The organism is Mucilaginibacter sp. CAU 1740 (genome assembly GCF_039839285.1).
GTDB lineage: Bacteria > Bacteroidota > Bacteroidia > Sphingobacteriales > Sphingobacteriaceae > Mucilaginibacter.
In genome coordinates this window covers 317,439-343,866 of sequence record NZ_JBDOQS010000007.1, presented here as the reverse complement: position 1 = coordinate 343,866, position 26,428 = coordinate 317,439, and the positions used below count along the sequence as shown (strand labels likewise).

21 protein-coding genes are annotated in these 26,428 nt (G+C 43.3%); 8 read left to right on the top strand and 13 right to left on the bottom strand.

What is annotated here, in order from left to right:
• Window positions 1-13: 13 nt before the first annotated feature.
• Complete coding sequence (locus tag AAFN85_RS17295; RefSeq protein WP_347528859.1) at window positions 14-727, bottom strand: LytTR family DNA-binding domain-containing protein; 714 nt, start codon at window positions 725-727, stop codon at window positions 14-16.
• A 136-nt stretch (window positions 728-863) separates the two neighbouring features.
• Window positions 864-3,602 (bottom strand): PAS domain S-box protein, encoded by a 2,739-nt coding sequence (locus AAFN85_RS17290; protein ID WP_347528858.1) that lies wholly within the window; start codon window positions 3,600-3,602, stop codon window positions 864-866.
• 74 nt (window positions 3,603-3,676) lie between these two features.
• On the opposite strand from AAFN85_RS17290, the gene AAFN85_RS17285 reads away from it, so the two are divergent.
• Window positions 3,677-4,060 carry a response regulator gene (locus tag AAFN85_RS17285; RefSeq protein ID WP_162996362.1) on the top strand — a complete coding sequence of 128 codons (384 nt, stop codon included), beginning with the start codon at window positions 3,677-3,679 and terminating at the stop codon, window positions 4,058-4,060.
• 83 nt (window positions 4,061-4,143) lie between these two features.
• Here the strand turns inward: AAFN85_RS17285 and AAFN85_RS17280 are convergent, their stop codons facing one another.
• The gene (locus AAFN85_RS17280) at window positions 4,144-4,506 is read right to left on the bottom strand and encodes a response regulator (RefSeq protein WP_347528857.1); all 363 of its coding nucleotides are present in this window, start codon (window positions 4,504-4,506) and stop codon (window positions 4,144-4,146) included.
• Window positions 4,507-4,615: 109 nt separating this feature from the next.
• Between AAFN85_RS17280 and AAFN85_RS17275 the strand changes: the two genes are divergently transcribed.
• Entirely contained in the window at window positions 4,616-5,821 is a 1,206-nt protein-coding gene (locus AAFN85_RS17275; RefSeq protein ID WP_347528856.1) for a GAF domain-containing sensor histidine kinase, read from the top strand.
• Window positions 5,822-6,521: 700 nt separating this feature from the next.
• Here AAFN85_RS17275 and AAFN85_RS17270 read toward each other — a convergent pair.
• Window positions 6,522-7,712: a PLP-dependent aminotransferase family protein gene (locus AAFN85_RS17270; RefSeq protein WP_347528855.1), complete on the bottom strand. Its 1,191-nt coding sequence runs from the start codon at window positions 7,710-7,712 to the stop codon at window positions 6,522-6,524.
• Between the two features lie 457 nt (window positions 7,713-8,169).
• Between AAFN85_RS17270 and AAFN85_RS17265 the strand changes: the two genes are divergently transcribed.
• Window positions 8,170-8,493 carry an antibiotic biosynthesis monooxygenase family protein gene (locus tag AAFN85_RS17265; RefSeq protein ID WP_347528854.1) on the top strand — a complete coding sequence of 108 codons (324 nt, stop codon included), beginning with the start codon at window positions 8,170-8,172 and terminating at the stop codon, window positions 8,491-8,493.
• A 69-nt stretch (window positions 8,494-8,562) separates the two neighbouring features.
• Here the strand turns inward: AAFN85_RS17265 and AAFN85_RS17260 are convergent, their stop codons facing one another.
• Window positions 8,563-9,006 (bottom strand): carboxymuconolactone decarboxylase family protein, encoded by a 444-nt coding sequence (locus tag AAFN85_RS17260; protein WP_347528853.1) that lies wholly within the window; start codon window positions 9,004-9,006, stop codon window positions 8,563-8,565.
• Between the two features lie 114 nt (window positions 9,007-9,120).
• Between AAFN85_RS17260 and AAFN85_RS17255 the strand changes: the two genes are divergently transcribed.
• The gene (locus AAFN85_RS17255) at window positions 9,121-9,699 is read left to right on the top strand and encodes a Crp/Fnr family transcriptional regulator (RefSeq protein WP_347528852.1); all 579 of its coding nucleotides are present in this window, start codon (window positions 9,121-9,123) and stop codon (window positions 9,697-9,699) included.
• 280 nt (window positions 9,700-9,979) lie between these two features.
• Here AAFN85_RS17255 and AAFN85_RS17250 read toward each other — a convergent pair whose 3' ends face one another.
• Window positions 9,980-10,633, bottom strand: coding sequence for an NAD(P)H-dependent oxidoreductase (locus AAFN85_RS17250; protein ID WP_347528851.1), 654 nt, complete (start codon window positions 10,631-10,633; stop codon window positions 9,980-9,982).
• 250 nt (window positions 10,634-10,883) lie between these two features.
• Here AAFN85_RS17250 and AAFN85_RS17245 point away from each other — a divergent pair, with 250 nt between their 5' ends.
• Window positions 10,884-11,819, top strand: a complete 936-nt coding sequence (locus AAFN85_RS17245; RefSeq protein ID WP_347528850.1) for a proline dehydrogenase family protein — start codon at window positions 10,884-10,886, stop codon at window positions 11,817-11,819.
• Window positions 11,820-12,083: 264 nt separating this feature from the next.
• Here the strand turns inward: AAFN85_RS17245 and AAFN85_RS17240 are convergent, their stop codons facing one another.
• The 6 genes from AAFN85_RS17240 to AAFN85_RS17215 form a co-directional block, all read right to left on the bottom strand.
• On the bottom strand, window positions 12,084-13,580 hold the full coding sequence (locus AAFN85_RS17240; RefSeq protein WP_347528849.1) for an arylsulfatase: 1,497 nt from the start codon (window positions 13,578-13,580) through the stop codon (window positions 12,084-12,086).
• Between the two features lie 12 nt (window positions 13,581-13,592).
• Entirely contained in the window at window positions 13,593-14,993 is a 1,401-nt protein-coding gene (locus AAFN85_RS17235) for a sulfatase (protein ID WP_347528848.1), read from the bottom strand.
• Window positions 14,994-15,000: 7 nt separating this feature from the next.
• On the bottom strand, window positions 15,001-16,581 hold the full coding sequence (locus tag AAFN85_RS17230) for a RagB/SusD family nutrient uptake outer membrane protein (RefSeq protein WP_347528847.1): 1,581 nt from the start codon (window positions 16,579-16,581) through the stop codon (window positions 15,001-15,003).
• A gap of 22 nt (window positions 16,582-16,603) precedes the next feature.
• Window positions 16,604-19,972 carry a TonB-dependent receptor gene (locus tag AAFN85_RS17225; protein WP_347528846.1) on the bottom strand — a complete coding sequence of 1,123 codons (3,369 nt, stop codon included), beginning with the start codon at window positions 19,970-19,972 and terminating at the stop codon, window positions 16,604-16,606.
• A 30-nt stretch (window positions 19,973-20,002) separates the two neighbouring features.
• Window positions 20,003-20,983, bottom strand: coding sequence for a FecR domain-containing protein (locus tag AAFN85_RS17220; RefSeq protein WP_347528845.1), 981 nt, complete (start codon window positions 20,981-20,983; stop codon window positions 20,003-20,005).
• Window positions 20,984-21,075: 92 nt separating this feature from the next.
• A complete protein-coding gene (locus AAFN85_RS17215) occupies window positions 21,076-21,669 on the bottom strand; it encodes an RNA polymerase sigma-70 factor (RefSeq protein ID WP_347528844.1) in 594 nt (197 codons plus the stop codon).
• Between the two features lie 666 nt (window positions 21,670-22,335).
• Between AAFN85_RS17215 and AAFN85_RS17210 the strand changes: the two genes are divergently transcribed.
• From AAFN85_RS17210 to AAFN85_RS17200, 3 genes are read left to right on the top strand one after another with little or no spacing between them, the layout of a single operon-like run.
• Window positions 22,336-22,866, top strand: coding sequence for a Crp/Fnr family transcriptional regulator (locus AAFN85_RS17210; RefSeq protein ID WP_347528843.1), 531 nt, complete (start codon window positions 22,336-22,338; stop codon window positions 22,864-22,866).
• A 59-nt stretch (window positions 22,867-22,925) separates the two neighbouring features.
• Window positions 22,926-23,534 (top strand): sugar O-acetyltransferase, encoded by a 609-nt coding sequence (locus AAFN85_RS17205; protein ID WP_347528842.1) that lies wholly within the window; start codon window positions 22,926-22,928, stop codon window positions 23,532-23,534.
• Window positions 23,535-23,553: 19 nt separating this feature from the next.
• Window positions 23,554-24,201 (top strand): HAD family hydrolase, encoded by a 648-nt coding sequence (locus AAFN85_RS17200; protein WP_347528841.1) that lies wholly within the window; start codon window positions 23,554-23,556, stop codon window positions 24,199-24,201.
• A 175-nt stretch (window positions 24,202-24,376) separates the two neighbouring features.
• On the opposite strand, the gene AAFN85_RS17195 is transcribed toward AAFN85_RS17200, so the two are convergent.
• Window positions 24,377-26,413 carry a hypothetical protein gene (locus tag AAFN85_RS17195; RefSeq protein WP_347528840.1) on the bottom strand — a complete coding sequence of 679 codons (2,037 nt, stop codon included), beginning with the start codon at window positions 26,411-26,413 and terminating at the stop codon, window positions 24,377-24,379.
• Window positions 26,414-26,428 lie beyond the last annotated feature (15 nt).

Here is a 26,428-nt window from a genome sequence, read left to right as displayed (position 1 = left end):
CAGCTCTCATCCGTTAGAGCCATTCGCGAAACTCGGCCTTGAAAGCCTCGCGGTATTGCTCAGTGACCGGGATGATGGTTTTTCCAAACCTGATGGTTAAGTGCTGAATTTGTTCGATCTTGTCAAGGTTGACGATAAAAGAACGGTGCACACGCATGAATCGCTTTCCTGAAAGACGTTCTTCCATAGCTTTTAGAGTAGATAAAGCTATTATCGTTTGGTCGCCGGTAAATACTTTAACGTAGTCCTTAAAACTTTCTACGTAACAGATCTCTCTAATATTTACACGGATCAGGTAATGTTCCACTTTTAAAAACAAATACTCATCGGCTGGCGAGGTTTTAGGCACACTCGCTAACGTCCGTACTTTGGCTACTGCCCGGTAAAAGTCTTCATAGGAAAATGGTTTGACCAGGTAATCTACAGCATCCACTTTATAACCATCAATAGCGTAATCCCTGGAGCCGCTGATAAGGATTACGCGTGGTACATGCTCCCTTGGCAAGTCTTTCAGGGTACTGGCAAAAGTAACCCCATCGATTCCAGGTAAATTGATATCCAGCACCAGTAAACCGATACCGCCTGCTTCCAGCCTGTTCAAAGCCCCGGGAGCATTGTTGTATGATCCTGCCAAATGCAAAAATGGAATTTGATCTACCATTTCGCATACATAGGCATTCACATCCGGATCATCGTCAATTACCAGGCAGTTAAGCACTTGTTCCATCAGGCTAAGATACAATGGGTCGCGATCCTTTCCAATTAAGATATAAGGTTGATCATAACAGATTTACGATAGACATTATTCGAGCCAAATTATTGAGAATCATCCTTGTTAAACAACGAAACTACATGAATTACATTTAGTTTAGCGGCAAGCTGAAATAAAAAGTACTGCCCTTTTCTATCTGGCTTTCTACCCATATTTTTCCATCATGCCGTCTGATGATCTCGGCACACAAGTAAAGCCCGATACCGAACCCCGATACATGTCCCAGGGAATCAGCACGGTAATACCTGTCGAAGACATGTTTAACGTCGTCAGGTTTGATGCCGATCCCCACATCACTTACCGAAATTACCACCTGCTTATTTTCAAGCCTGCAGTTAACAACGATTTCCGTGCCTGGCCTGGAATATTTGACCGCATTGCTGATCAGGTTGTTCAATACCTGACCGATCTTATCATGGTCGCCAAAAATACTCACCGATGATTTGCAGGCAAAAGTGATAGTGTGCGCAGTGTGCATAGGATTAACTTCTTCACGTGCCTCCGCAAAAAGTTCCTGTATATCGAACGGTTCTTTAATGATGGCAATCTGACCTGATTCCAATCGGGAAACATTCAAAAATCCATTGATCATGGCGGTCATTTTTTTAACCTGTTTAGCAGATTGTTCCAGGGAACGCTCAATGAACTGATCATCCGCTTTACCGAGTTTGGCCAGCATTACCTGAAGGTATGCGTTCAGCGAAGTAAGCGGCGTTTTCAACTCATGGCTAACCATGCCTATAAAATCGCTTTTTCGTTGTTCTTCTTCCTTCATTCGCTGGATATCGGTAGTCGAGCCAACCCACATAGTGATCTCGCCTTCTTCATTTAACACGGGTGAGACAATATTCAAGTGCCAGCGATAGTTGCCATTAATATCTTTAAAACGCATTTCGCTCTCCAGCGCCATTCCTTTCGTAGCTGCTTCACCTAATTTTTCTACGAATTCCGGGATCTCATCCGGATGCATCATAGCGTGATAGCCAAAATCACGCAGGTCCTCGAAATTCATACCGGCATAATCCAGCCATTGTTTATTAAAAAAAGTAACCTCGCCGCTGGGCAAAGCATTACTGATCTTAGCGGGCACCAGATCTGCAAGATAACGGAAATGTTTTTCGCTATCCTCCATCTTTTGGGCGGCCAAATGTTGCTGGGTAATGTCCATTACTACGCCGGTAAATGCTGAAAATGCTCCGGATGGATCAGCCTGCAGGTTACCTATGGCGCGCAGCCAGCGCAGCTGCTGGTCATGCAGACCTTTTACGGGATAAGTTACATCGTAATCGCCGTGATTATAAATGGCATTCTCCAGTTTATTCGACACAAATCCACGATATTCCTCAGTGATCTGGGCAATAGCTTGCTCGATGCTTAGTGGCTCGTCAGGGTAATACCCAAAAAGTTCTTTTAAGCGGGTGTCTGTAATAAACTCTCTTGTCTCAGAATTGATGAACCATGTGCCAAAATTTGCCGCTTCAATTGCAAGGCGAAGTGCAGTTTCACTTTCTTCAACCTGTCTACGCGCTTCCTGTAGCTGCAGATTTACTGAAGCCAATTCCTGATTCGTAGCGGTCAGTTCTTCATTGGATGCGGCTTGTTCTTCATTTGTTGCAGCCATTTCTTCGTTTATAGCCTGCAATTCCTCTGAACTTTGCGCAAGTGCCTGTTCCATTTGCTTACGCTCGGTAACATCGCGGGTAGTGCCTGCAACCGCCTCCACTTCCCCCGTTTCATTTAGCACTGGTATTAAAATATAATCATATATACGCCTCCCTAAAGTTGCGTGGGGAAAAGAAACTTCCCCCCTAACAGATTGCTTAGTAGCCCGTACCTGATCGATCTCCCGTTCATGCATTTGTGCATGCCATTCTTCGTAACCATTTTCACGCAAGCCTTTACCAATGGCGGTATCCCATGTTTTGCCCCACATGGAAAGCAAAGCACCATTAACATAAGTAAACCGGTAATCCAGATCCCAAACATACATCAGATCGGGGGTGCCTGAAGTAATGGCCTCGTAAACCCTTTTCTGCTGATCGGCTTGTTGCCTCACCTCCTGCAGGGCTTCCTCAACCTGCTTGCGCTGCGTGATATCGCTCGCCGTACCAAACCATTCCACAACATTGTCTTCGTTATCCAAAATAGGTACAGCACGTGAAAATGTCCAGCCAGGTGAACCATCTGTTCGCAACACCCGGTGTTCCAACTGAAATATTTTCTTAGCCTTTATCGCCTCTTCTATTGCCGCATTAACCTTATCTAAATCGTCGGAATGAACGTTCCGTTCCCGCCAACCGGTAATAGGTTTATCGGTGTCCTTCAAAAAACCGCGTCCATCAAGTTCGTTCATTATCTGCCAATCCGCGCTTACGCTATATGTCACATCAGATGTGGCAGTTACCAATGCCCTGAGGCGTTGTTCACTCGCAGAAATCGCTTTACGTTCTTTAACCTGTCGTGTGTTTTCCAGCACCCAAATAGCTAATTTGGTCACTTTACCAGTTTCATCCTTTACAGGTGCGTAAACAAAGGTCACAACTATTATCTCCTCGCGGCCATGCCTGATCAGCATCAGCTCCGCTTCTTCCGCGTAGTAGGCTTCACCAGTTTGCACCACGCCAACCATCGCAGCTTCATAATATGTGCGGGCTTCTGCAAAGGGGTCCCAGTACCACTTTCCTATAATGGCTTCTTTAGGTTTACCCGCAATTTCCAGGAACTTATCATTGAGCATTTCGGCCTTGAAAGTAAACGCATCCAAAATGCAAATGCCTATCGGGGCGCTTTGTACAATCGTATGTAACAGCTCATTATCCTGTAAATTCATAATGCTCAAAAAACTGAAAAACAGGAAATTTGTTTGATTGTAAAACTGCTATATTTACTTATAACCCACTGGCATTGAAGAAGAGAATATTGATCATTGAGAACGACCAGGATATCCGGAATATCGTGGAACTCATTTTAGAAGATCAGGGATTTGAAACGCTAAGTATTCCTGAGCCGGCTGATCTGGCTGAGATCAGCTCATTCAAGCCTGATCTGATCCTGCTTGACGAGTTCATCAACAGTAAACCTGGCCATCGCTTGTGCCGTAAGATCAAACAGGTACCAGACCTCGCGGTCACCCCGGTAATTATCCTTTCAACCGCTAATGATATTGAGCTGATTGTTGAAGAATGCGGGGCCAACGATCATATCCGTAAACCTTTTGATATAGAAGACCTGATCAGTAAAGTACTTCGGCTCCTTAGCTACCAGCAATTAACCCATATCGGAGTATAGATTCCTGCACTGAACCGATTAACAAACAACTCAATCCCGGTTGAGAAATCCTTATTTTACTACAGACTGTGCTAAATATGAGGCTATTGCAATTGATCTTTTACCTTATTGAGCAGCACGTCGATGTCAAAAGGTTTGGGAATAAAATCGTTCGGGGCTCCTTTTTGATTTAATGAATCTGAAAGATTGTGCGTACCAGAGATCAAGATTACCGGTATATGGTGTGTGTTTTCATCTTCCTTTAATTTGCTGCAGATTACCCGGCCATCCATATCGGCCAGCATCACATCCATCAGTACAAGATCTGGATTGAACTCGCTGATCACAGCTTTCACCTGTTCTCCGGTGGAAAGTGTTTTTACTTCAAAGCCACTATCGGTCAACAAGTAGGATACCACATCCAAAATGTCCTGGTCATCATCCAGGATGAGTATTCGCTTGCCCATAGAGTTATATATTTATTTTGTTAGCACAGTGCGAATACGATGCCAGTAAAGCGCGCGCTCACATAATATTGAATAAGGATTATTAAATGTATCTTTGTGATGTTCAGCTATGATAGAAAAAGAGTTACCGGTCCCGGAGAATGAAGCTGAAAGGCTGATCGCATTACAATCTTACGATATTATTGATAGCGGTGAGGAAAAGGATTTCGACACTATAGCATCTATAGCGTCTGCCATTTGCGGTACACCAATCTCGCTCATTACTTTCATTGACGAAAAACGCCAGTGGTTTAAATCACATATAGGTACTGACCTAACTGAAAATTTCCGTGACCTTTCTTTTTGTACCTATGCTATTGCGGCACCCGATGAGATCCTGATCGTACCGGATGCTTTACAGGATGAGCGTTTTGCAGATAATCCGGTTGTGACAGAGGCAAATGTTACTTTCTACGCGGGCGTGCCCCTTGTTAATGAAGATGGTTATGCTTTAGGTACCTTATGTGTGCTTGATCAGCAATCGCATGATTTTAGCCAGGGACAAATTGATGCGCTAAAAGCGCTGGCCAAACAGGTAGTGGATAAAATTGAACTGCAGCGTAAAGTATCCTTGCTCGAAAAAACCAATCAGGAGCTATTGAACGCTAATGTATTGATCCAGAAGTTCGCTTCGATGGCCGCCCACGATATTAAAAACCCGCTCAGCAGCATCAAGCTGACCTCGCAGGCCCTTCGTACCAGAAAGGAAATCACCATGAGCGAAAACTGTTTGCGACTGGTAAACATGAACATCTCTGCAACAGATAACCTGTTACTACTGGTTGACGAAATGATGGCTTACTCTAAGAAACCAGCCTTATTACTTGAAAAGCGGCAGGAGTTTGAACTCAATGCTTTAACAAACAGGATAGTAAGCTTGCTGACGGTACCGGATAGTATCCGTATTGACATACCATCGGCTAAGCAAATGGTAAACTTTTCGATTGTTGCTATGGAACAGATCCTGATCAACCTGCTGAGTAATGCAATCCGCTACAATGACAAACCAGAGGGCTGGATAAAAATACGCTTTGCCGAGGATGTGGAGTTCTATCACCTGGAAATAGAAGATAACGGCATGGGTATCCCAAAGGCTTACCTCGAAAAAATATTTACGAATCACTTTACGCTCAACGTGGCCGACAGGTTTAATAATAAAGGGTCGGGTATTGGATTAGCTACGGTGAAAGATTTGCTTTATCTGCTCAACAGCACAATTTTCGTAGAGTCAAGTACCGGGCTGGGGTCAATTTTCAAAGTTCGCTTAAAAAAATAACAGTTAAGTCAATTATAGCCTTTTGCATTCACATGTCTATTTCTAACACTTTGGCTAAGTGAACAAGCTTTAGACAACACCTAAGAGTGTATTTGTATATTCCCGCGTACTTGACCATACCATTCCGTGCTTTTTAGAGTAACGAGTTGTGTAAATGCGTATTACGTTAAATGTCTAATTCAGAAAGATAAGTTGGTCAAAGTGCAATAGAACGCTCTAAACTGTTCTCCGGAAAGCAGTGATCAAATGCTTTGTAATATCCAGTTTTGGGGACTTTCGTATTTTTTGAAAGATGATTTAATGATTTGAAGACTAAAGTCAGCATGCTATTATAATTCTGTGAGGCTAAAGAGGCTTAAAGTAAATCCTTAGTAAACGAACGGACGTTTTCATGAAAAATTAAGGTTTTTTTCCTTCTTTCGTATAGTTGAATATAGCATTTGCAGGTATATTATTGTCAATAAAGTGGTGAGTAATTCGGTGAGTACCATATTGAAAACCATTTAAGATATCGAAAAGAGCAGAAAATTTGGGTTAAAACAAATCCGTAACTATTATTTGAACCAAGCCCGAGAATTTAAAATATCTCATTGCTACCCGATAGCATTCCTCTTTGTCTACATTTTCACTAAAATAGTTGCTTAACACATCTGTAAATCCTATATTTATAATAATAAACTAAGTAGCATAATAAGGTCTGTTAGTAGCCATTTGGTGAGCACACAGTGAGCAGTGTCAAAAGCCAAAATATTGATATTGAAAGTGAGCCTATTACGTGATTTTTCACGTTCCCTCCGGCTCCACAAACTTCCCGCGAAATCCGCGAAATTTCGCAGATTTCGCGGATTTTTTTTGCGCCACATACAAGATTCCATACAAAATCAGGTTTGTACGAACCTATGTAAACGATCTGCCCGCTGTGGTCGGCGCTGGCCAGTGGTAAAATGGGGCTGTTATGGTAGTGAAAATCGTAGTCGTAATCCTCCTCTATCACCCACAGTTTGTACCGCTGTATCAGGTTAAGCAACTTTATTCGCCGCGAAGCACTTAAGGTAACCGTTGTTGGATGATGGTGATGAGGGATAACATAAAGTAGCTTTATCTTTTTACGCTGTAATAGTTCTTCGAGGACATCAACATCTATACCGTCCTGATCAACAGGGATGTAATTAATGCGTGCTCCCTTATTTTGAAAAATACCATCAGCTATAAAATAGCTTGGGTTACTAACAATTATTTCGTCGCCGGGCTTGAGTAACAATGACGCGGCTATATAAATAGCCATTTGCGCGCCACGGGTTATCAGAATATTGGGGGCAGAGATGTTGAGGCCTCTTGTTTGGTTAAGAAATAACGCGGTGGCCTGGCGCAGCTCATCATTACCGGCATACTGCTTTTCGGCCAAAAGCCCCTTCATTACCTCCCCTTTCATTGTTTTGCGGTATTCACGCATCAACTCATCTACCGGTGCAAGGGTAATATCTGGAAAGCCGTCGTTTACAATAATATCAGGCCGCCGGGTTGTAGCGGGTATAAATCTAAAATCAATAAAGTTATCTATAAACTCCCCGGTATTTTGTGGCGGCGGAACGGAGTATTTTTGTTCGGGATGAAACGAACGGGGTTTAACGATAGGCAATTCGGGAATAACTTGGAAACCTTTACGGTTAATGGCCTTGAGCCAGCCCTGCGATATCAGTTCATTATAAGCGTTAATAACCGTATTGCGGTGTACGTTGATCATCGCGGCCATTTCCCTTGTACCCGGCAAAAATGTACCGGGCAGCAATTTACCCTGTTGTATCAGCGCGATAAGCCGGTTAGCGATGTAACGGTACATTGGGATATTGATCTTTTCATCAAAGCTGATAAGCGACTGATATGGTAACATGGCTATTAATTATTTTCGTGGGCGTTGGTAGTACGGAATATCATGCGCAGGGCTTTATGTCTGGTAATGAAAGTTTGAATGTTTGCGAAAAAAATCAGACCTTGCAAATCCCTCTACTACAACCATTTTTTTAATTCCAGCGGTAACAGCCATCTTGTGATTTCAAGTTATCGATTTTAAGCCCTTTTTCAAAATGCAGTTTTTTTTATTATCAATAACCCGGCGAAATTATAGTAGCCTTATCGCCGTTTTACCTACCAGTTTTACTTAATGAGATAGTCCAGATTAATTAATTGTATATCTGGTTGTGGCTATATAATATTATCCTCTGGACTATTGATAAATATGCATGCTGGAACCTTAAAGTGCTTCAAATTCCGGATACCTTAACCCCGTCAAAGCGTTATCGATTTGACTGATTTTTAAATTTCAAATAGCACCAAAAAAAGAATACAAAATGATCACAATCTCTAAAGATCAAAACTGCCTAACGCTGGTTAACTTTTTCACGGTAAAGCCAGAAAATCAAGACGCGCTTATACAACTTCTAATTTCGTGCACTGATGAATTTATATCCGAATGTCCCGGATTTATTTCAGCCAGCTATCATAAAGGGATAGATGGAAAAACGGTTGTTCTTTACGCTCAATATGAAAATATGGAGGCCTTTCAAAACGTGATCAACAGCGAAGGCGGAAAAAGAATGGTTGCCGAAGGTACCAAACTGGCCGAGGCGGCACATCGCGGCTTATGCCAGGTTGCCGATACCAGGACCTCCTGATCTGAATGCTTCCTTACAGGAGGAAAGTCTGCCTGTTTCGGCAGACTTTCGGAGCTTGATAAGTACCTCTTAATCCAACGTTGGTTGTTGATGGGTTGATACCGCAATCCTGTTCCAGGCGTTAATGGCGATGATAGCCATGATGGTTTGGGCAAGCGTATGGTCGTCAAGAACGCTGGCAGCGCGCTGATAGGTGGTATCAGAAACCCCGCCGTTGTGGATGTAAGTGATCTCTTCGGCTAAAGCTAAAACAGCCATCTCCTTTTCACTGAAAAAGGGTGTCTCTCTCCAGGCACTTAGCGCATAAATCCGTTGCTCTGTCTCACCCATTTTTCGGGCATCTTTGGTATGGAGGTTGATACAGAACGCGCAGCCATTGATCTGCGAAACGCGGATTTTGATCAACTCTTTCAGTGAGGCCTCAAGGTTGGTAGTACCAAGGTATTTTTCCAAACCGAACATCGCTTCGTAAGCTTTCGGCTCAAGCTCTTTAATCACAATTCTTTTGTTCATTATATTATGTTTTTTGTTTGGGCAAAAGTCCCGAATACCCGCGTTTTAAAAATTAAAGTAGTTGAAGAAATAAGCCGGGCGGATAGTTTATTTTAGATGCAGATATCAGCAGTTATGAAACAACACATCATATTATTCGACCATATCCGCCGGTTTACCCGGCTGGAAACCACGCATGAAGCGATATTGGTGGAAAAACTAAAATACAAGACAGTTGACCGAAAGTGCCAGCTTCTACCACAAGATCAAGTTTGTAACGCCTACTATTTTGTACTTGAAGGTTGCCTGCGATTATACAAAAACACTGAAGATGGGATAGAACAAATCCTGCAATTCGGGATACCCGGATGGTGGCTGAGCGACTTTCAAAGCTTCGAAACAAGGAGGCCTTCTGAATACAATATCCAGGCCGTTCAGCCAACCAAAGTACTCATTTTGGAACGAGCCGATTATGCGCAGTTGTTTGAAGAGGTTCCGGAATTAAACCATTACTTCCGGCTGATGATGCAGAAGGCCTACATGGCATCGTTAAAAAAAGTAGAGTTGCTGCTATGTGAATCGGCAGAAAAACGGTATGAACAGTTTGTTAATGCATTCCCTAATTTTGTGCAGATCATCCCTCAGTATATGCTGGCTTCCTTCCTCGGTTTCTCACCACAATTTCTGAGTATGCTGAGGGCTAAACGCTGTTAATTGCACTGAAAACTAAGTGTAACTAAACCAGGCCCGACTTACTTCATGCTTTATTTAGTTGGATATTTAAAAAAGGTGTTCTCTGCAATCAGGTAAACGATCACCGCTACGCAGGCCGTCATTACAGTTCGGGTTATTGAATAGATCAGTAATTCCATATCATATTGATTTTATTGTTGATAGATCCGCTCTTAGCAACTATCGCGTCGGCGTCCCATTTCGGGAGCCGACGCAAAACAGTAAAAAACGGGTATCAAACAAAGCTCACTACCATTAAATCTTAATACAACTCGCAAGACATCCCCAGCATCTCAACAATTAACCGGATCTGATTTTGGGCGTTTTCGAAAGTTTTCGCCAATTCCTCACCGCCGTTAAGTTCACCGTCAACCACCACTTCCTGTACGTCTTTTATCCCCATCATTTTGAACGCCGCCCGCAAATAAGAAGCCTGAAAATCCAGGTGCTCGTTGTAGCCGCCCTGTTCGTATGCTTGCGCGCCGCGGGAAAGGATCAGGATCAGCTTCTTATCTTTTAGTTGGCCAATGTATGGGTCTTTGATATTTTCACGATTGAGTACCCAGGTTTCATTTATCCGGATCACCTGATCCAGATAAGCTTTTAGCGAACTGGGGATGCCGTAATTATACATGGGTACACCTACCGCTATCACATCGGCCTCCCGCAATTCTTTGATGTACTCATCGCTTTTGGCAAGTGCGCTTACTTCTTCGGCTGTACGCAGTTCGGGCGCTTTAAATGCGCCGGCAATCCATTGCTCTGTTACATGCGGAACGTGTGCAAGCCCAAGATCACGATAAACCACGGGGGCTTTCGAGTCGATGGTTAACCAATAGGAGGCGAATAGGCCTGTTAACCTTCTGGAATTAGAACGAAGCGTTCTCGGGCTGGTATTGATGATCAGTAATTTCATATTGTTTTTTTTGACAAAATTACCGGGGCGGGAATTGCTGGCAGTTAATCTACTTGAAGAAATGCGAGCGATTGTATTTTTTATGCGGAGACAGAAAGATTGGTGGTTTCTCTTTCGCCTGAGAGGTTTTTCTGGTTATGTAATAAAAAAGTCAGATTAGAAATAATACCCCAATAATAAAGGGATAGTTTATCAAAAACAGATCAACAAATTTGATCTTTAACCAGGCAAAAGCCATACATCTTCAAATATGGAAAAGGAACTATTGAAATTAGGAGCTGCGGCCCTCCGCAAGGCTGCATTAGATGAAAATGCCAAATCGTATATCTTAAAAGATCCATTATTGTTCGGATTGCTCAAAAAAGCTGCAAACCGCTACATCGGTGGTGAAACCCTCAATGAGACAATTGCAAAAATAAATGCGCTAAACGGTATAAAGTGCTCCATTGAATTTATGGGCGAAAGCACCAGGAATGCTGAGGAAGCGAATCAGGCATCGGCAGAGTTTTTAAATATCTGCCGTTGTATCGGTAGCGATCGGTTGAATGCCACCGTATCGCTTGATCTGTCACACATCGGGCTGGCAGTGGATGCTGATCTGTGCCTGCAAAACTTAGAAGCGATATGCACCGAAGCCGCCTTGTATGGAACAGAGGTCATCATCAGTGCGGAAGGTACCGAACGTACTGATGCGGTATTGCAAACGTACCAAAAGGCGGCTCTTAAACATAATAATATAGCTATTACCCTGCAAGCCTATTTGCATCGTACAGCCGATGATTTTAAGGAGGTTGTTAAAACAAATGGCCGAATCCGTATTGTTAAGGGAGCTTTTCAAACTGCGGAAAACCTCGCATTGCCAAGGGGAGAAAAATTAGATGAAATTTACCTGAGTTATATAGAACAGTTGCTGGCACGTGGTCACAAATGCTCAATCGCTACCCATCATGATAAAATCCAGCAGGCAGCAAAAAAATTGGTCGACCAATATAGGCCTTCTTCAGTGGATTACGAATTTGAAAGCTTGTTTGGCATTAACAACGAACAGCTTCAAATTTTACAACAGGAAGGTTATCAAACGAAAATTTATTTTGTGTATGGCAAAGAATGGTACCTGTACCTTTGCAATCGCCTCGCCGAATATCCGCAGAACCTTTTCCGTGCATTAAATGATATTGTAGCTTAAGTATTCCATTCCGATATTCATTTAGTTTTTAATAAAGAGGGTTGGCTTTGAGAAAATCAGTTAAAATATGGCAAACCGTCGTCTTATGTTGCCGCCCGTTAAGATCCATTTAAACGTATCCCGCAATGGCATTTGAGTAAGCGCGGCATGAGTTACTGTGATGGAAGGTAAACTATTTCTGTAACAGCTTCTAAAAAAAATAAAAGAGCCCCGGCCAGGTTATCAACTATTTACCTGGCCGGAGCTTTTAAAATATTAGTAATATTAATCGCCTTTTTCAAACTTAGGCGCTACAAATTCCCATTCGTGAATGTGAGCTTGTCGGTGTTCTTTTTTAACGATCTGATCAAAGTAGGTGGTGATATTTGTATGAGCTAATGCTATATCATTTGCTTCGGCAGGATCTTTATCCAGATCATAAAGTTCCCATTTAGCTAAACTATCTTTTTTCATGTTTGATTTTACGCCTTTCCAGTGCCCGTATCGGATAGCCAGCTGTCCGCCTTTTTCCGGAAACTCAAAATAAATATAGGGATGTTGCTGCTGACCGGGTTTGTCCAGCAAAGTTGGCAACAATGAGATTCCATCGTTTTGAGGTGCTTTAATACCGGCTATTGCCGCAAATGTGCTCATCATATCAAACTGAACAGAAACAAGGTCGCTTACTTTACCCGCCGGGATCTTGCCCGGCCAGCGGGCAATAAAAGGTTCACGGATGCCGCCTTCATAAAGGTCCTGTTTTCGGCCACGCAAATCGGCCACGCTGTTAAAGTAATGGGTATCTACCCCGCCCACATCAAAGGTTGCTCCGTTATCGCTCGAAAACATAACGATGGTATTTTCATCAAGCTTCAACTTTTTGAGCAGAGCGAAGATCTTTCCTATCTGCGTATCCATATAAGTGATCATAGCCGCATAAGTTTCCCTTGGATGTAAGGTAGCTGCATATCCCTTCTCACCCCGATAAGGTTTATCATCAAATTGGCCCAGGTAAGGTTTCAATGCCTCCGGTGGCACTTGTAAGGATAAATGCGGAATGGTGAAGGGCAAGTACAGGAAAAACTGCTTCTCCTTATTCTTTCCAATAAAATCAAGCGCTTTGGCCGATAACCTGTCTATCGAGTAATCCTTTCCTATAAAATAATTAAAGGCCTCGGTATCGGTTTCGTTTTCTTTGAGTTTACGGTGTACAAAAATACTGGAGTTGTGCAGGGTATCCCATTTACCGTTTTCCCATAAATGGGTTGGGTAATAGTTATGCGCTTGCTTTTGATCAAGGTAGCCATAAAAATAATCGAAGCCTTGTTTGTTGGGATCGCCGGTGGTAGTGTTCATACCCAACCCCCATTTGCCTATGGCGGCGGTTGTATAACCAGCCTGTTTTAGCATGTGGCCGATGGTAAATGTACCCTCAGGCAAGGGCATTTGCCCACCCTCAGTAGCATCAGAAAACCCACCAAACTCATAATTGCCCCTGATGTATGAATGCCCGCCATGCCTGCCTGTAAGCAGCATACAGCGCGCCGGCGCGCAAACCGGCGTGCTGGTATAATGTTGGGTAAACCTGATCCCCTCCTTCGCCATTTCATCTAAAAAGGGCGTTTTTATCTTTTGCTGCCCGTAAGCACCTAACTCGCCATAACCCAGGTCATCAGCATAAATGTAAATGATGTTTGGTTTTTTCTGCGCATATGTAAGTGCACCAGGCAACAGCAGTAAAAAAGTTATAAACAATCGGCAATGAGCAAAAGGGATCTTCATAAACTTTAAATTTTAGTTTTCAGTTTTACCCGGGTATTTATCAAACAATGCTTTAAGCTGTTTGGCGATTTCCGGGTATTCATCAATAACATTGGTACGTTCGCTTGGATCGTAAGCTAAGTTAAACAGTTCTGTTTTTGATTCCTGTACTTGTTTTACAATGCCCATATTGGTGTTGCTGCCTTTAATTTCCCGGTACTTCCAGTCGCCTTGCCTAACAGCTTCGCATACTCCGCCGTTGTAGTAATAAATTTCCCGGTGTTTAGGTTTAGCTTCTTTACCAAGCAATAGTTTTGATACCGATTGCCCATCAAGCGTGCGACCTTTAGGCAGTGGCGCGTTGGCCCACTCAGCAAGTGTAGGCAGCACATCAAGGTTGCTCGTCATGCCGGTTAGCGAAGCTCCTACCGGGGTATGCCCTTTCCAGTAAACAATAAATGGCTCGCGTACGCCGCCTTCATAGCTCAGTCCTTTGCTGCCCCTAAACACACCCGCTGTACCGGCATCCCAATGTTTGGTTGCGCCGTCGCCACTCATGCGTGATGGAAATTCGATCCAGGGACCGTTGTCGCTCGAGAAAATGAATATGGTATTATCGGCCAGGCCGTGTTTTTCCAACACGCTCCAAATCTCGGCAAGGCTGGCATCCAGTTGCTCTACCACATCACCAAGGTGACCGCCATCCGAGCGGCCTTTATTTTTCTTCGACGATGCAAAGGCTACCGGCAAATGCGGCATATTATGCGCCAGGTACAGGAAAAACGGACTCCCTTTTTTCTGACCTTTGATATATCTAACCGCTTCTTTGGTGTACAGATCAACTATCGATGAATCTGCAGGTTTGATCACCTCCGGTTTATGGTTACGGAATAGTTTGATTGTGGTATCGGTAACCACATAAGGCGAGCGATAATCATGGCTGTATAACAAGCCATAATACGAGTCGAAACCTTGAGCCATTGGATGGTTAAAGGCATCATGATCGCCAAGGTGCCATTTGCCTATCATGGCCGTGCGGTAGCCAACTCTTTTCAGCATTTCGGCTATGGTTACTTCCTGATCCGGCAAGCCAAGCGGCGAGCCGGGCGAAAGCGGGTTAGGGATATTCATCCTGGATGCATACCTGCCAGTCAGCAGAGATGCACGCGAAGGCGAACAAGTAGGGCTTGAAACTACGTAATTGGTTTCCCTCACTCCTTTCAACGCCATTTTATCTAAAAACGGCGTTTTAATTACGGGGTTACCATAGCAACTCAAATCTGAATAACCCATATCATCGGCCAGTACAAAAATAATGTTGGGGCGTTGTTGTCCTCTTGCACCTGTTGCTAAAAATAACATGGCGGCGGCAAACAGCCATTTGCCCGCTGTTGAACTATTTATTTGCATGAGCTTTATATTTTGCTTTTTCATGATCAGTTTACCAGTTAGGGTTTTGTTTCAAATTAGGATTAAGGTTGGTTTCCTTTTGTGGAATAGGCCACAAGTAATGTCTTGATTTATCAAACACACGGTTAAAAGATACTACCTGCACGGTAACCAGTTTATTGGTAGCATCTGAGTAAGTGATGCCATATACCGGACCTGTCATTACAGTTTCGGCCGTTTTCCAGCGGCGTATATCAAACAGGTGCAGGCCTTCAAAAGCCAACTCTACCGTGCGTTCGTGGCGCACAATCTGCCTCAGCTGTTCCTGGGTTAAACCGGTTGCAATATTGGGCAATTTAACGTCGCTCCGGCCATTGCGAACGGTGTTAATGGCATCATAAACCGACTGATCGATCTGGTTCAGCTCGATCTTAGCTTCGGCAAGGGTTAACAATACCTCCGCGTAGCGCAATAAAATGATATTGATGCCACTATTTGATGGGTTGGCGTAATCTTCGGTATTGATATATTTTTTGATGTTGTAGCCCGTGGTTGAAGCGATGTAGGTGCTTCCAATAGCATCAGCAGTACCACTGTTGGGGGCGGGTTTAAAAGCGATACCGCTTGGCAAAGCATCGCCGTCAACAAACACGGAAAACCTGAGCCTTGGGTCGCGGTTATCATAAGGGTGATAAGGATCAAAGCCACTACCTGCATCATTAATGTTTTTACCATCCGCTGTTTCGTAGGCATCAACCAGTGACTTGGTAGGCACGTAATAACTCTGCGCGTTCTTTTGGCTGTAAGGTGCCAGCAAAGCGAATACCCCGTTCGAATAGGTATCTTTTAAAAACTGTTTATCGAGAATAACTTCGGAATTATTCTCTGCTGCATATTTAAACAGGTTTTGGTATGAGCTGTACAGCGTATAACCTTTCACCTGGTTTGCCGCGTCAACCACCAGTTGGTAACGGCGAGCCCATAGGTCGGCCCGTGCTTTTAAAGCCCAGGCTGCACCAGAAGTAACGCGCCCTTTATCGGCAGCTCCGTATGTGGCAGGCAGTAAAGCTGCAGCATCGCTCAATTCCTTATCTACAAAATCCCATACCTGGCTAACCGGCGTGCGGGTAACCTGCTGCCCTTCGGCAATGGTAAGTGTTTTGGTAATTAGCGGCACATCACCAAAAAAGCCTGCCAACTTGATGTATTGATAAGCCCTCAATACTTTCGCCTCACCTTTAAAACGGTTAATGAGTGTAGTATTGGTTGATGATACTTTATCTATATTTTCGAGAAAATAATTGGTTGCCTGGATGCCCGTGTAAGCGGCCGACCATTCATTATATATCTTGGCATTGGCGATATCATAAGTCCCTAACTCAATGAAGGCCTGCGTATCGAAATTCTGGTTAGTATGGGCAATATCCGATAAAGCATCCCAGGTAAAAATGCTAACCCCATCAAGGTCTGTATAAAGCGCGTTATCGGCAAGTAAGGCGTCGTTTTCTGTTTTCCAGAATATATTGGCGGATACACGATCATTAGGCAACGAATCCAACAAGTTTTTACGGCATGACGAAAGACCGCCAGCCAGTATCAGCGCGAATAAATATTTATATGTAGTATGTTTCATGATGTTAATTTGGGGTTGATGTTTAAAACTGAACATTGATACCGGCTGTATAAAGCGATGTTTGCGGATAATATGTAGCCCTGCCCGATTCCACTTCCGGATCAAGTTTCCACTCGTTCAGCTTTGAAAAAGTAAGCAGGTTGGTGGCCGATATGTAGAACCGGATGCGGCTTAGGTGCAGCTTACTAACCGTTTCTTTAGGCAGACTGTAACCCAGCTGGATGTTTTTAAGACGAACATATGAGCCGTTGATGATCAGCCTATCAGAAGTGGCCACGTTACGCAGATCAAACTTAATTGGCCGTGGGAAGCGTGCACCGGTATTATCGGGCGTCCAGTAATTGTTGGTATATACTGACGATGTAAAACCTTCCTGGTTACCCATCTCGGCCAGGGCACCTGATAAGCGGGTATCAACCTTTGCCGCTCCCTGGAACAGGAAATTTAGATCGAAGTTTTTATAGGCAAAATCACTGCTTAAGCCGAAGGTGTATTTAGGGAAAGGATTGCCTATGGCAGTCATGTCGTTGGCATCTATCTTTTTATCTCCGTTCAGATCTACATATTTTACATCACCGGGTTTTGAGTTGGCGGCATAAGTTGGATAGCTGTTCACCTCGGCTTGGGTTTGGAATAGACCGTCGGTTTTATAGCCCCAAAGTGTGTTAACGGGTAAGCCAACTTTTACAATATACCGCGGGTCGATATCCGAACCGGTAATATACGGGCCGGTACCTTTCAAGTCGAGTACTTTATTTTGGTTGATAGTAAGGTTGGCGTTGATGTTATACCTGAAACCAGATTCACCGCCGTGGTAACCTACGCTAAACTCGAAGCCCTTATTTTCAACTGAGCCTGCATTTTGCGGCGGCGCATTAAGGCCTACCGTTGCCGGGATACCCAGGTTTAGCAAAATATCATTGGTTACTTTGCGATAATAATCGGCAGTTACGCTTAGACGGTTGTTTAAAAAGGTGGCATCAAAACCTAAATCAAGCTGTGTGGTTGATTCCCAGCCCAGGTTAGTATTTGCCAATGTTGACTGACGGTAACCCGCCGCCGAAGTACCACCAAAAGTATAAGTAGTTAATGCCAACGCCGAGTAATAGCTATACAAATCAACAGACTGGTTACCGGTTTTACCCCATGAACCGCGCAATTTAAGATCGTTTACCGTATTCTTTAAACCATCCCAAAACTCCTCCTGTGATACGCGCCATCCACCAGAAAAAGACGGGAAAAATCCATAGCGTTTATCACCGGTAAATTTAGATGAACCATCATAACGGCCATTGGCTTCAAACAGGTATTTGTTATCATAAGCATAATTCACCCTGCCAAAATAAGAGCGCAGGCCAAAGTTGGCATCGTATCCCGAATTGCTTTTGGTACCATCATTAGCACCCTGCCCTATCGATTCCACATCGTTATTGTAAAAACGTTCGCGGTAGGCTGTGAGGTAGCTTTGCGTATCGTAAATTTCAGAATAACCTACCAAACCCCTGAACGCGCTTTTGCCTATGGTTTTATCGTAGGTAAGCAAGTTGTTCCAGGTGTACTCGCGCAAGTTATTGCGTACTTCGGTAAGGCTGTTGTTTGCTACAGTTTTGGTGATATTGGTGTTTTTATCGGTATTAGAATACGAGTTGGTAAAGTTTTTTTGCTGGATGTATTCTACACGTGCACCATATTGGGTAGATAGCTTAAGGCCGGGTAAAATCTCCAGTTCGGCTTTCAGGTTGGCGATCAGGTTATCATCGTATTGTGATGAAAGGCCACCTTTTTCGGCAAACATCAGCGGGTTGTTACCCTGGGTGCTTAAACCGTAAGTGCCATCGGGATATTTAGGCACTGCCCATAATGAACCATGGTAAAAGTTGTTAAAAGGATCAACCGTTGGCACGGTTGAGTAATTAGTACGATAGTTCAAGTCACCGCTAAATTTCAGGATCTTTGCAGCGGTGTAATCTGTATTCAGCTTAACCTCTTTGATCTGGTCTTTAAAATTAACCACGATGCCATCCTGATCAAGGTAGCGCGCGCTTAACCGTGCCTTGATCTTATCATCGCCACCGGCAATAGATAAACTGTGGTTTTGCTGCGGTGCCGAGTGCAGCATGGTTTGAAACCAGGTATTTGGCAATGGATATTTTTCCCTGTCGGTAGCGTTTACCCAGGTATTGATTGATTCATCGGTAAAACGTGCAGGCAAAGCGGCTCCTGCGTTGGTATAGGCAACCTGTTCCAAACGCATATAGGCTTTAAGGCCCATCATCTGCGGTTTATTGATGGCGTTTTGCGATGCGTAGTAATAATTATAGTTGATGGAAAGCTTATTTTCCTTAGCTCTTTTGGTGGTTATGAGGATTACCCCGTTAGTAGCCCTTGAACCGTAAATGGCGGTGGAGGCAGCATCCTTCAGGATCGATACATTATCAATATCATCAGGATTGATATCGGTTAGCTTTTGCTCAATACCATCAACAATAACCAAAGCGTCGTTTTTGCTGAGGTCATAGCCGCCGGTGCTGCTGTTGTTAATATTAAAGGTAGTAATACCACGCACCCGGATGGTGGCGCTTGATCTGCCCGGCGATCCTCCCCTGTCCAACACCGTAACACCCGGAGCCAAACCTTGTAAAGATTGCTGCACGTTTGATACCGGTCGTTGTACCAGTGTATTACCGCTTACCTGGCTCACGGCGCTGGTAAGGCTTGTTTTTTTCTGTGTGCCGTAACCTACAACCACCACAGCATCCAGCTGACCTGATGATACTGCCAGCTGTACGTTCAACTCCTGCTTTCCGGCCAATGATACTTCCTGAGTTTTAAAACCTACAAATGAAAATACCAATGTAGCATCAGCCTCATTAACAGTTAACTTATAATTACCATCGGCATCGGTTACTACGGCGGCACTTCCACCCTTTACTTTGACGGTAACACCCGGAAGCGCGAGGCCCTTATCGTCGGTTACCTTGCCGCTAACAGGTATCGCTACAACAGGCTTTTGAACTACCGGCTTAGGTTTTTCTTTTTGGATGATGAGTACCTTATTATCATGTACCTGGTAAGTAAGATCTGTTTTTTTAAGCAACAGGTTCAACAGATCGGCAACGGTTATTTTTTCCTTATTTAAAGTGAAGTTTCCATATGGATTTAGTAGTCTTTCGTTGTAAACAAAAATGAACCCGCTTTTTTGTTCAACCTGTAATAAAGCTGTTTTTAAACTCGCGTTTTCAAGTTTTATCGAAACGCGAGTATCAGTAATGGTTTGGCCACTAATGGTTTCCGCAAACAGTAACGAGGTAAAGGTGATCATCACAATGCTGAGTAATGTTACCCTCGCCAACTTGTTTATCAATAATTTGTTAAGGAAATTTATATTCATATTATAAGGGGTTATTAATATTTAATGGGATTAATTTGCTTTTGTTGATGATGAAATAGTTACCTGGTTATTGTGGATCTGATATTGGATATTACCTGTTTTAACCAGGTCGTTCAGTATATCACTTAGCAGATCCGTAGCGTTAAAACCGGTATTAAATCGCATACTGCGAAGCTCCTCTGTTTTGAAAATGAAACTTACATTATACCTGCGCTGCAACTCACTGGTAATGGCTTCCAGTTCTTCATTATGAAACCTGTATTTTCCAACCATCCAACCTGTGGTGTTTTCTGCAGTTACGCTTGCTTTGTCTATAGTGCCTGTTTCTTTATTAAATTCGGCCTGTTCATTTGGTAAAAGGAATAAAGGTGCGGTACCTTTTTTTATCACTGCTACTTTACCTCCCAAAACCGTTACTGTGATCTTTTTCATTTCGGCCGCCGCCCTAATATTGAACGAAGTGCCCAACACCTGTGTTTTTATCTTCCCGGTTTGCACTACAAAAGGTTTATGCGCATCATGTGCTACATCAAAATAAGCCTCTCCGTCACTAAGCCGTACCGTACGGATCTCTCTCCCGAAAGATGGCGTATAAGCCAGCGTGCTTCCCGCATTAAGCCACACTTTTGAGCCATCTGGCAAATCAATCTTGATCACTTTACCGTCGGGGGCCTTTACTTTAACCCAGACTTCTTTTGTATTGGTGCTAAAAATTCCGCGGTTCAACTGGGTTATGCTAACTGCTAAAAGCAGGATAACCGCGGCTGCTATTCCAGCCAGTTTATATTTAAGCGGTCGTACTATTGTCTGCGGTTTATCAATGTTGCTCCACATCTCCTGCTTAAGCTTTTTAAAATCGATGTAATCCGGCAATCCACTCTCTTCTGACGCTTTTAAATTATACCATTGCTCAACCAAGGCCCGCTCCTTTTCGGTGCAGGTTCCGTTTAAATAGCGGGTAAGGACATCGTTATCGCCCTCTCCCCTGTTGTTTGCATGGTTTGTTTTCATTGCTGTTGTATGTATATGACAGTTTAGCGAAGCCCTGGTAGTAGGGCTTTCTCAATTATTTTTATTTTTTATTGAAAAAAAGCTGAAACAGATCAGCGAAGGAATAAAAGCAGGATAAAAAGATAGGATATTTTGAGCTTCAAGATCCTGATAGCGTTATTGATCTGCTTTTTGACGGTCTTGTCGGAGATCTGCAGTTCGAGTGCTATTTCTTTATGGCTAAGGTGTTGTTTACGGCTCATTTCGAACACCAACCTCATCTTTTCGGGCAGATTGGCTATTTCGCGTTCAATAATATTACCTAACTCTTTTTCGCGGAAACGCTCTTCAATAACAAGGTGATGCTCTTCAAAATAGATAGTCAGCGAATCGATATAGTTACCGCGCACTTTTCTGCTATCAAAAATATTGAGGATGCGGTTACGCAACGCGGTATATAGATAACCTTTTAAGGATGTGCGAAGGTCCAGTTCATCGCGCTGGGTCCAAAGATGGGCGAAGAGTTCTTGAATAACATCTTTCGCTTCGTCCTCATCTTTAAGCATCTTGTAAGCGTGAATATACATCTGGCCCCAATGTCTTTCATATATTTCTTCGAATGCGCCTTTTACACCCTCTTTAGTAAAGTTTATTAATTCGGCATCCGTAGCCTGAGCTAATTGGACTGCGTTAATGTGCTTTCGCATGATGAGTTAGGGGAAGTGATAATGAGATCTGAATTTAAATGTAGGGTGGCAGGTATTGTTACCCGGGTAAAAACGACAACAATCGACAGCAACAGGAAAGGCTTCCCATTGGAGAGAAAACAAGCTTTTTTACCGAAGATGATTTAAAATTCAGATACACGCGAAGGCATAAATAATTTGAGTAATTATTGATCACGTGACAAAAATAGCAGATTTGAATTAAATCTACTATTCAGATAGAAATAATAGTAATAATTTTTACTACTCAATTGTTTTCGTATAGAGTTCCCCGGCAGTTAAATAATAACAAACCGGCGAGTGCATACGCTATTTAATATAGCGGCAGTATATCATCATTACCGCGGGCGTGTTTTTACCGCAATTCAGACACCCGAAGGCCGAAATGGTTAGGTAATGTAAAAAGCGACGAATGGCAGCATTGGTATGAAAGCGGCGAGAAGCTGAAAGAGGCCCCGTTCTCGACTACCTGATATTAATGTTGCTCATCTATTACCAAAACTCATGAAAAAAAGAACCCGGTTAATAACTGTAATAATGGCTTTAAAAGCACTAACAGCTATATTGCACTTGTAATATATAGTTATAGCGCGCGTGGAACTAAACGAGATTTAAAACATTATTAGGGGTATTCGACATTGCTATCCGATGTCGGATGCTGCTATTGATGAACTGTCAGGGCACTTTATCATGAAGCGCCTGCCTAAAAATCATTTATTGGCCGAGGCCGGTTTAAAGAACAATTATGTATATTTTATAGAAAAAGGGTGTGCCCGAACTTATTTCTTTTTGGATGGTAATGAGGTAACTAACTGGTTTAGCAGAGAGGGTGATATCACTTTTTCTTCAACTGCCTTATACCACGGCGCGCTTGCTACAGAATATGTGCAGCTTTTAGAAGATGCTATAGTTTACCTGATGCCTATTGACGCACTTAACAGGTTATACGAAACTAACATCGAAATTGTAAACTGGTCGCGGGTTATTCATCAGGAGGTACTGTTGAAAATGCAGACTTTACGACTCGATAGGTTATCACTTTCTGCTAAAGAAAGGTATGATAAGTTTAATGCCGAAAATCCTGATCTCATCAATCGTGTAAACTTAGGATATATAGCTTCGTTCCTTGGGATGACCCAACAGCACCTGAGTAGTTTACGGGCCGAAGTACGAATTTAAGATAGATGAAAATTTTATTTTGATTTTGCGGGTACCTTTGTTTTTCTAATTAGCAACTCATGAAATCGGAAATACAAAAGTGCCTGGATGGCGAGTTTTTCAATACATCTGACCCCGAAATTCGAGGCATTATACATAGTGCAAGGAAGTTGGCCAAAACTTACAATCAAACAGATAGTACAGATTCAGCCGAAAGGGAAAAAATATTAACTGCATTGTTAGGGAAAATTGGCAACAACGTTAATATTGATACGCCGTTTTATTGTGACTACGGCAGGCACATTGCTATCGGTAATAATGTGATCATCAATATCAACTGCACATTTGTTGATTGTAACAAAATAGAGATCGGCAACAATGTACTCATTGCTTCAAATGTTCAGATCTATACCGCTACACACCCGGTAAATACGCCGGAACGCTTAGTTGCCGATTGGCATGAAGATTCGGACTTACCGTACTTTCGCACTTATGCCTTACCTGTTAAAATAGAAGATAACGTTTGGATTGGTGGCGGTGTTATAATACTCCCCGGAGTAACTATCGGCAAAAACTCTGTTATTGGTGCAGGCAGCGTAGTTACCCGCTCTATTCCTGAAAATAGTGTGGCTGTAGGTAATCCATGCCGGGTTATACGCAAAATCAATAACGAAACTACCGGTATTTAATTAAAGCCTTTAAATCACGATGTCTAAAATAAAAGCAGTCATTTTTGACCTTGATGGCACGCTCGCCGATACGCTTCCATTATGCATCAGCGCCTTCCGTAAATCCATCGAACCGCTTATCGGCAAGTCGCTTTCCGATGCGGAAATCATAGCTACATTCGGCCCCTCTGAAGAAGGTACCATAATGGCACTTGCGCCTGATCATTATGAGCAAGGTATCGCCGCATACTTACAGCATTATAAAGCGTTGCATAACATGTGCCCGGCACCTTTCCCCGGTATTATAAACCTTTTAAATACCTTAAAAAGCAAAGATATTCATATAGCCATGGTTACCGGCAAAGGTGAGTATAGTACCGAGATATCCTTAAGTTACCTTGGGCTCGCCGGTTTTTTTGAAGCTGTTGAAACCGGCTCGAAAGAGGGACCCAGAAAAGCTGAAGGGATTCAAGAAGTGGTGAACAGTTGGAATAATATAAAAAGTGAAGATATAGTTTATATAGGTGATGCTCCGGGCGATATTATCGCAAGCAGAAAAGCAAGCATCAGAGCAATTGCCGCAGCATGGGCGGATACCACAGCCCCCGAAGAACTAAATGAGCTTAAACCCGATCAAATATTTTATACCGTTCATGATTTTTCAGAATGGATATTAGCCATGTGTTAAAATTACTATCGTTGCTCCATTTGGGTTGAACAATTGTTATCCAGCCAAAACATGTTGATAGGCTTGTTTGCTTATATCCGAAAAATAATTGCTTTACTTTTCGGATATAAGGCTTTTAAAGGTTCTCCATCTTTTATTCAAACCATGCATATGCATCTATAATGTATCGATCTTTCTAAATCGATATTTTTATCGTATCTCCTTTCCTGACAACATGTTGATAAGTACGCCCGTTACGTGTGACGGTAATTATTAAATGATCTGTGCTTTTTTTGCTGATAGACAGATCGAACACCGAGCCAAACGCATGGATATTATCCAAACTCATGTGGTCCCAAGCCTGCGGTAAGCGAGGTGTACAATAAAAACTATTGAAGGCGGCCGGCCGCATCCCAAACAACCCCTCGGTAAAAATGCGACAGTACAATCCGCTCTCAGCCGAAAGATGCCGCTGATTGCCTTCCGGGTAAGCTTCAACGGCATACGGTACATGTTCACCCAAAAGCCGGCGTTGCGAATAATATTTTAAAAACCTGATAGCTTTTTCTGTTTCACCAGCCTGCAACACGCCACGAAGCGCGTATAAAGTTGAGCGATCCCAAAACGTGGCATCACCGGCCTGGGTGGCCAGGCCATCGGCTGTCCAAAGCTGGGGCGAGAACAGCGCATCTATAGTCCCTTTGCTACGATCATAAATACCCATAGTTAGTGGTACGCATATCCAGGAACGTAATACGGTATTGGTTTCGTAATATTTATAGGTATGATAACCGGCTATATCAGCCCCAAAGTATTTTTCAATCGCGCTTTTAAGCGTTGCGGCCCGTTGAGCATATTGTGCTGTTTCTTTTTTAGGCAGATGTAGTTGCCCGGCTAAAAAACTTGCAGAGATCAGGGCATCGTAATACAAGCCATTAGTAGATAAGTTGGCTTTACCCGACGGAAACCGACCCTCCAGTTCATCACTTTGCGACTCGACCACTCCTTGCTGGTTGATGTGCCTGCGATTATACTCCAAACACCAGGATATCAATGGCCAGAGTTTTTTTGCTGAATCAATGTTTCCTAAAGTAAGGGCATAACGCGATGCACCATAAGCGATCATGGCCTGGTCACCCCTATCACCAGCACCTTTCCAAACAGTATCCCCCTCAGCCACTATCGAACTTGGCAGGGGTTTGTAATCCGGGTTCATATAACCTGCAAACAAGCGGTAAGCATTCATGGCCGATGGGTTCCCTATCCTGTCGCCCGAAAATGCAAAATAAGGATTAACATACTCAGCCTGGTCATTAGCCCAGATGGCCGCATAATACGACAGGCCACCGGGACCATGCATATAGCCGGCCTTGGTTTTAAAAATACTTTCGGTAGCCCTGATCTTGGCAAAGGCAAACATGGCGTTCAAAACACTATCGGGCGTTTTGAGTTGCAGAGGTGCCAGGATCTCATCAATACGGTGCTGCCGTGCCAGCTCCTCAACGTCTGCCCTTACAGGCTGTAATGATCCGGGATGATCTGTAGCCTGGTAGCTGATGGCGAAAGTGTACGATTGTCCGGGTTGCAATATTTTACGCCCGTCATTTTCTGATCGCATGATCACGGTGTGTGGCGCACCTTTGCTTTTAAGTGTATCGGTGGTTGTTTCGCGTTTTAAGTGTTCCATCATCACCGTAACCGGTTTATTACTAACGTTGGTAAACTTGTAGGTTTCGATAGCCATGGGCTTGTCTGTTGATGGGAACAGGCTGTGTTCGATACTTACCTGTTTTAATTTATCTGTGCGATAAGTAATCCGCATAAAACCATGCTGGTTAATACTCTTTGCAGGTAAACTTATACCGCCTTTCGCTGCATCCGGCCATAATAATTCATCGTCAACGTACACGCGGGGCAAGGCATTATCATCAAATGTGTAAGCGATATGGCTGCGGGTATCGTCGGGCAGCATCCGGAAGGTTGGGAAAACCACTGTACGCGAAAGCTGGCATAAACCCTCTTTATCTACATTGTAAGCAATCCATAGAGATACCTTCTCGCCCGACATTTCAATATGATCAGCATGTGGGAGGCGACCGTTAATATTCCAGGTGATACTGCCATCCGGCTGTAAGGCCCACCTGTTGTTTTGTTGTGGTAAAACCAATTGCTGCGCCGAAACCCAACGCAGCTGTACAAAAAATATCAGTATAAGTAAACAAAGTTTTCGCAAGCAACAATTCATTAA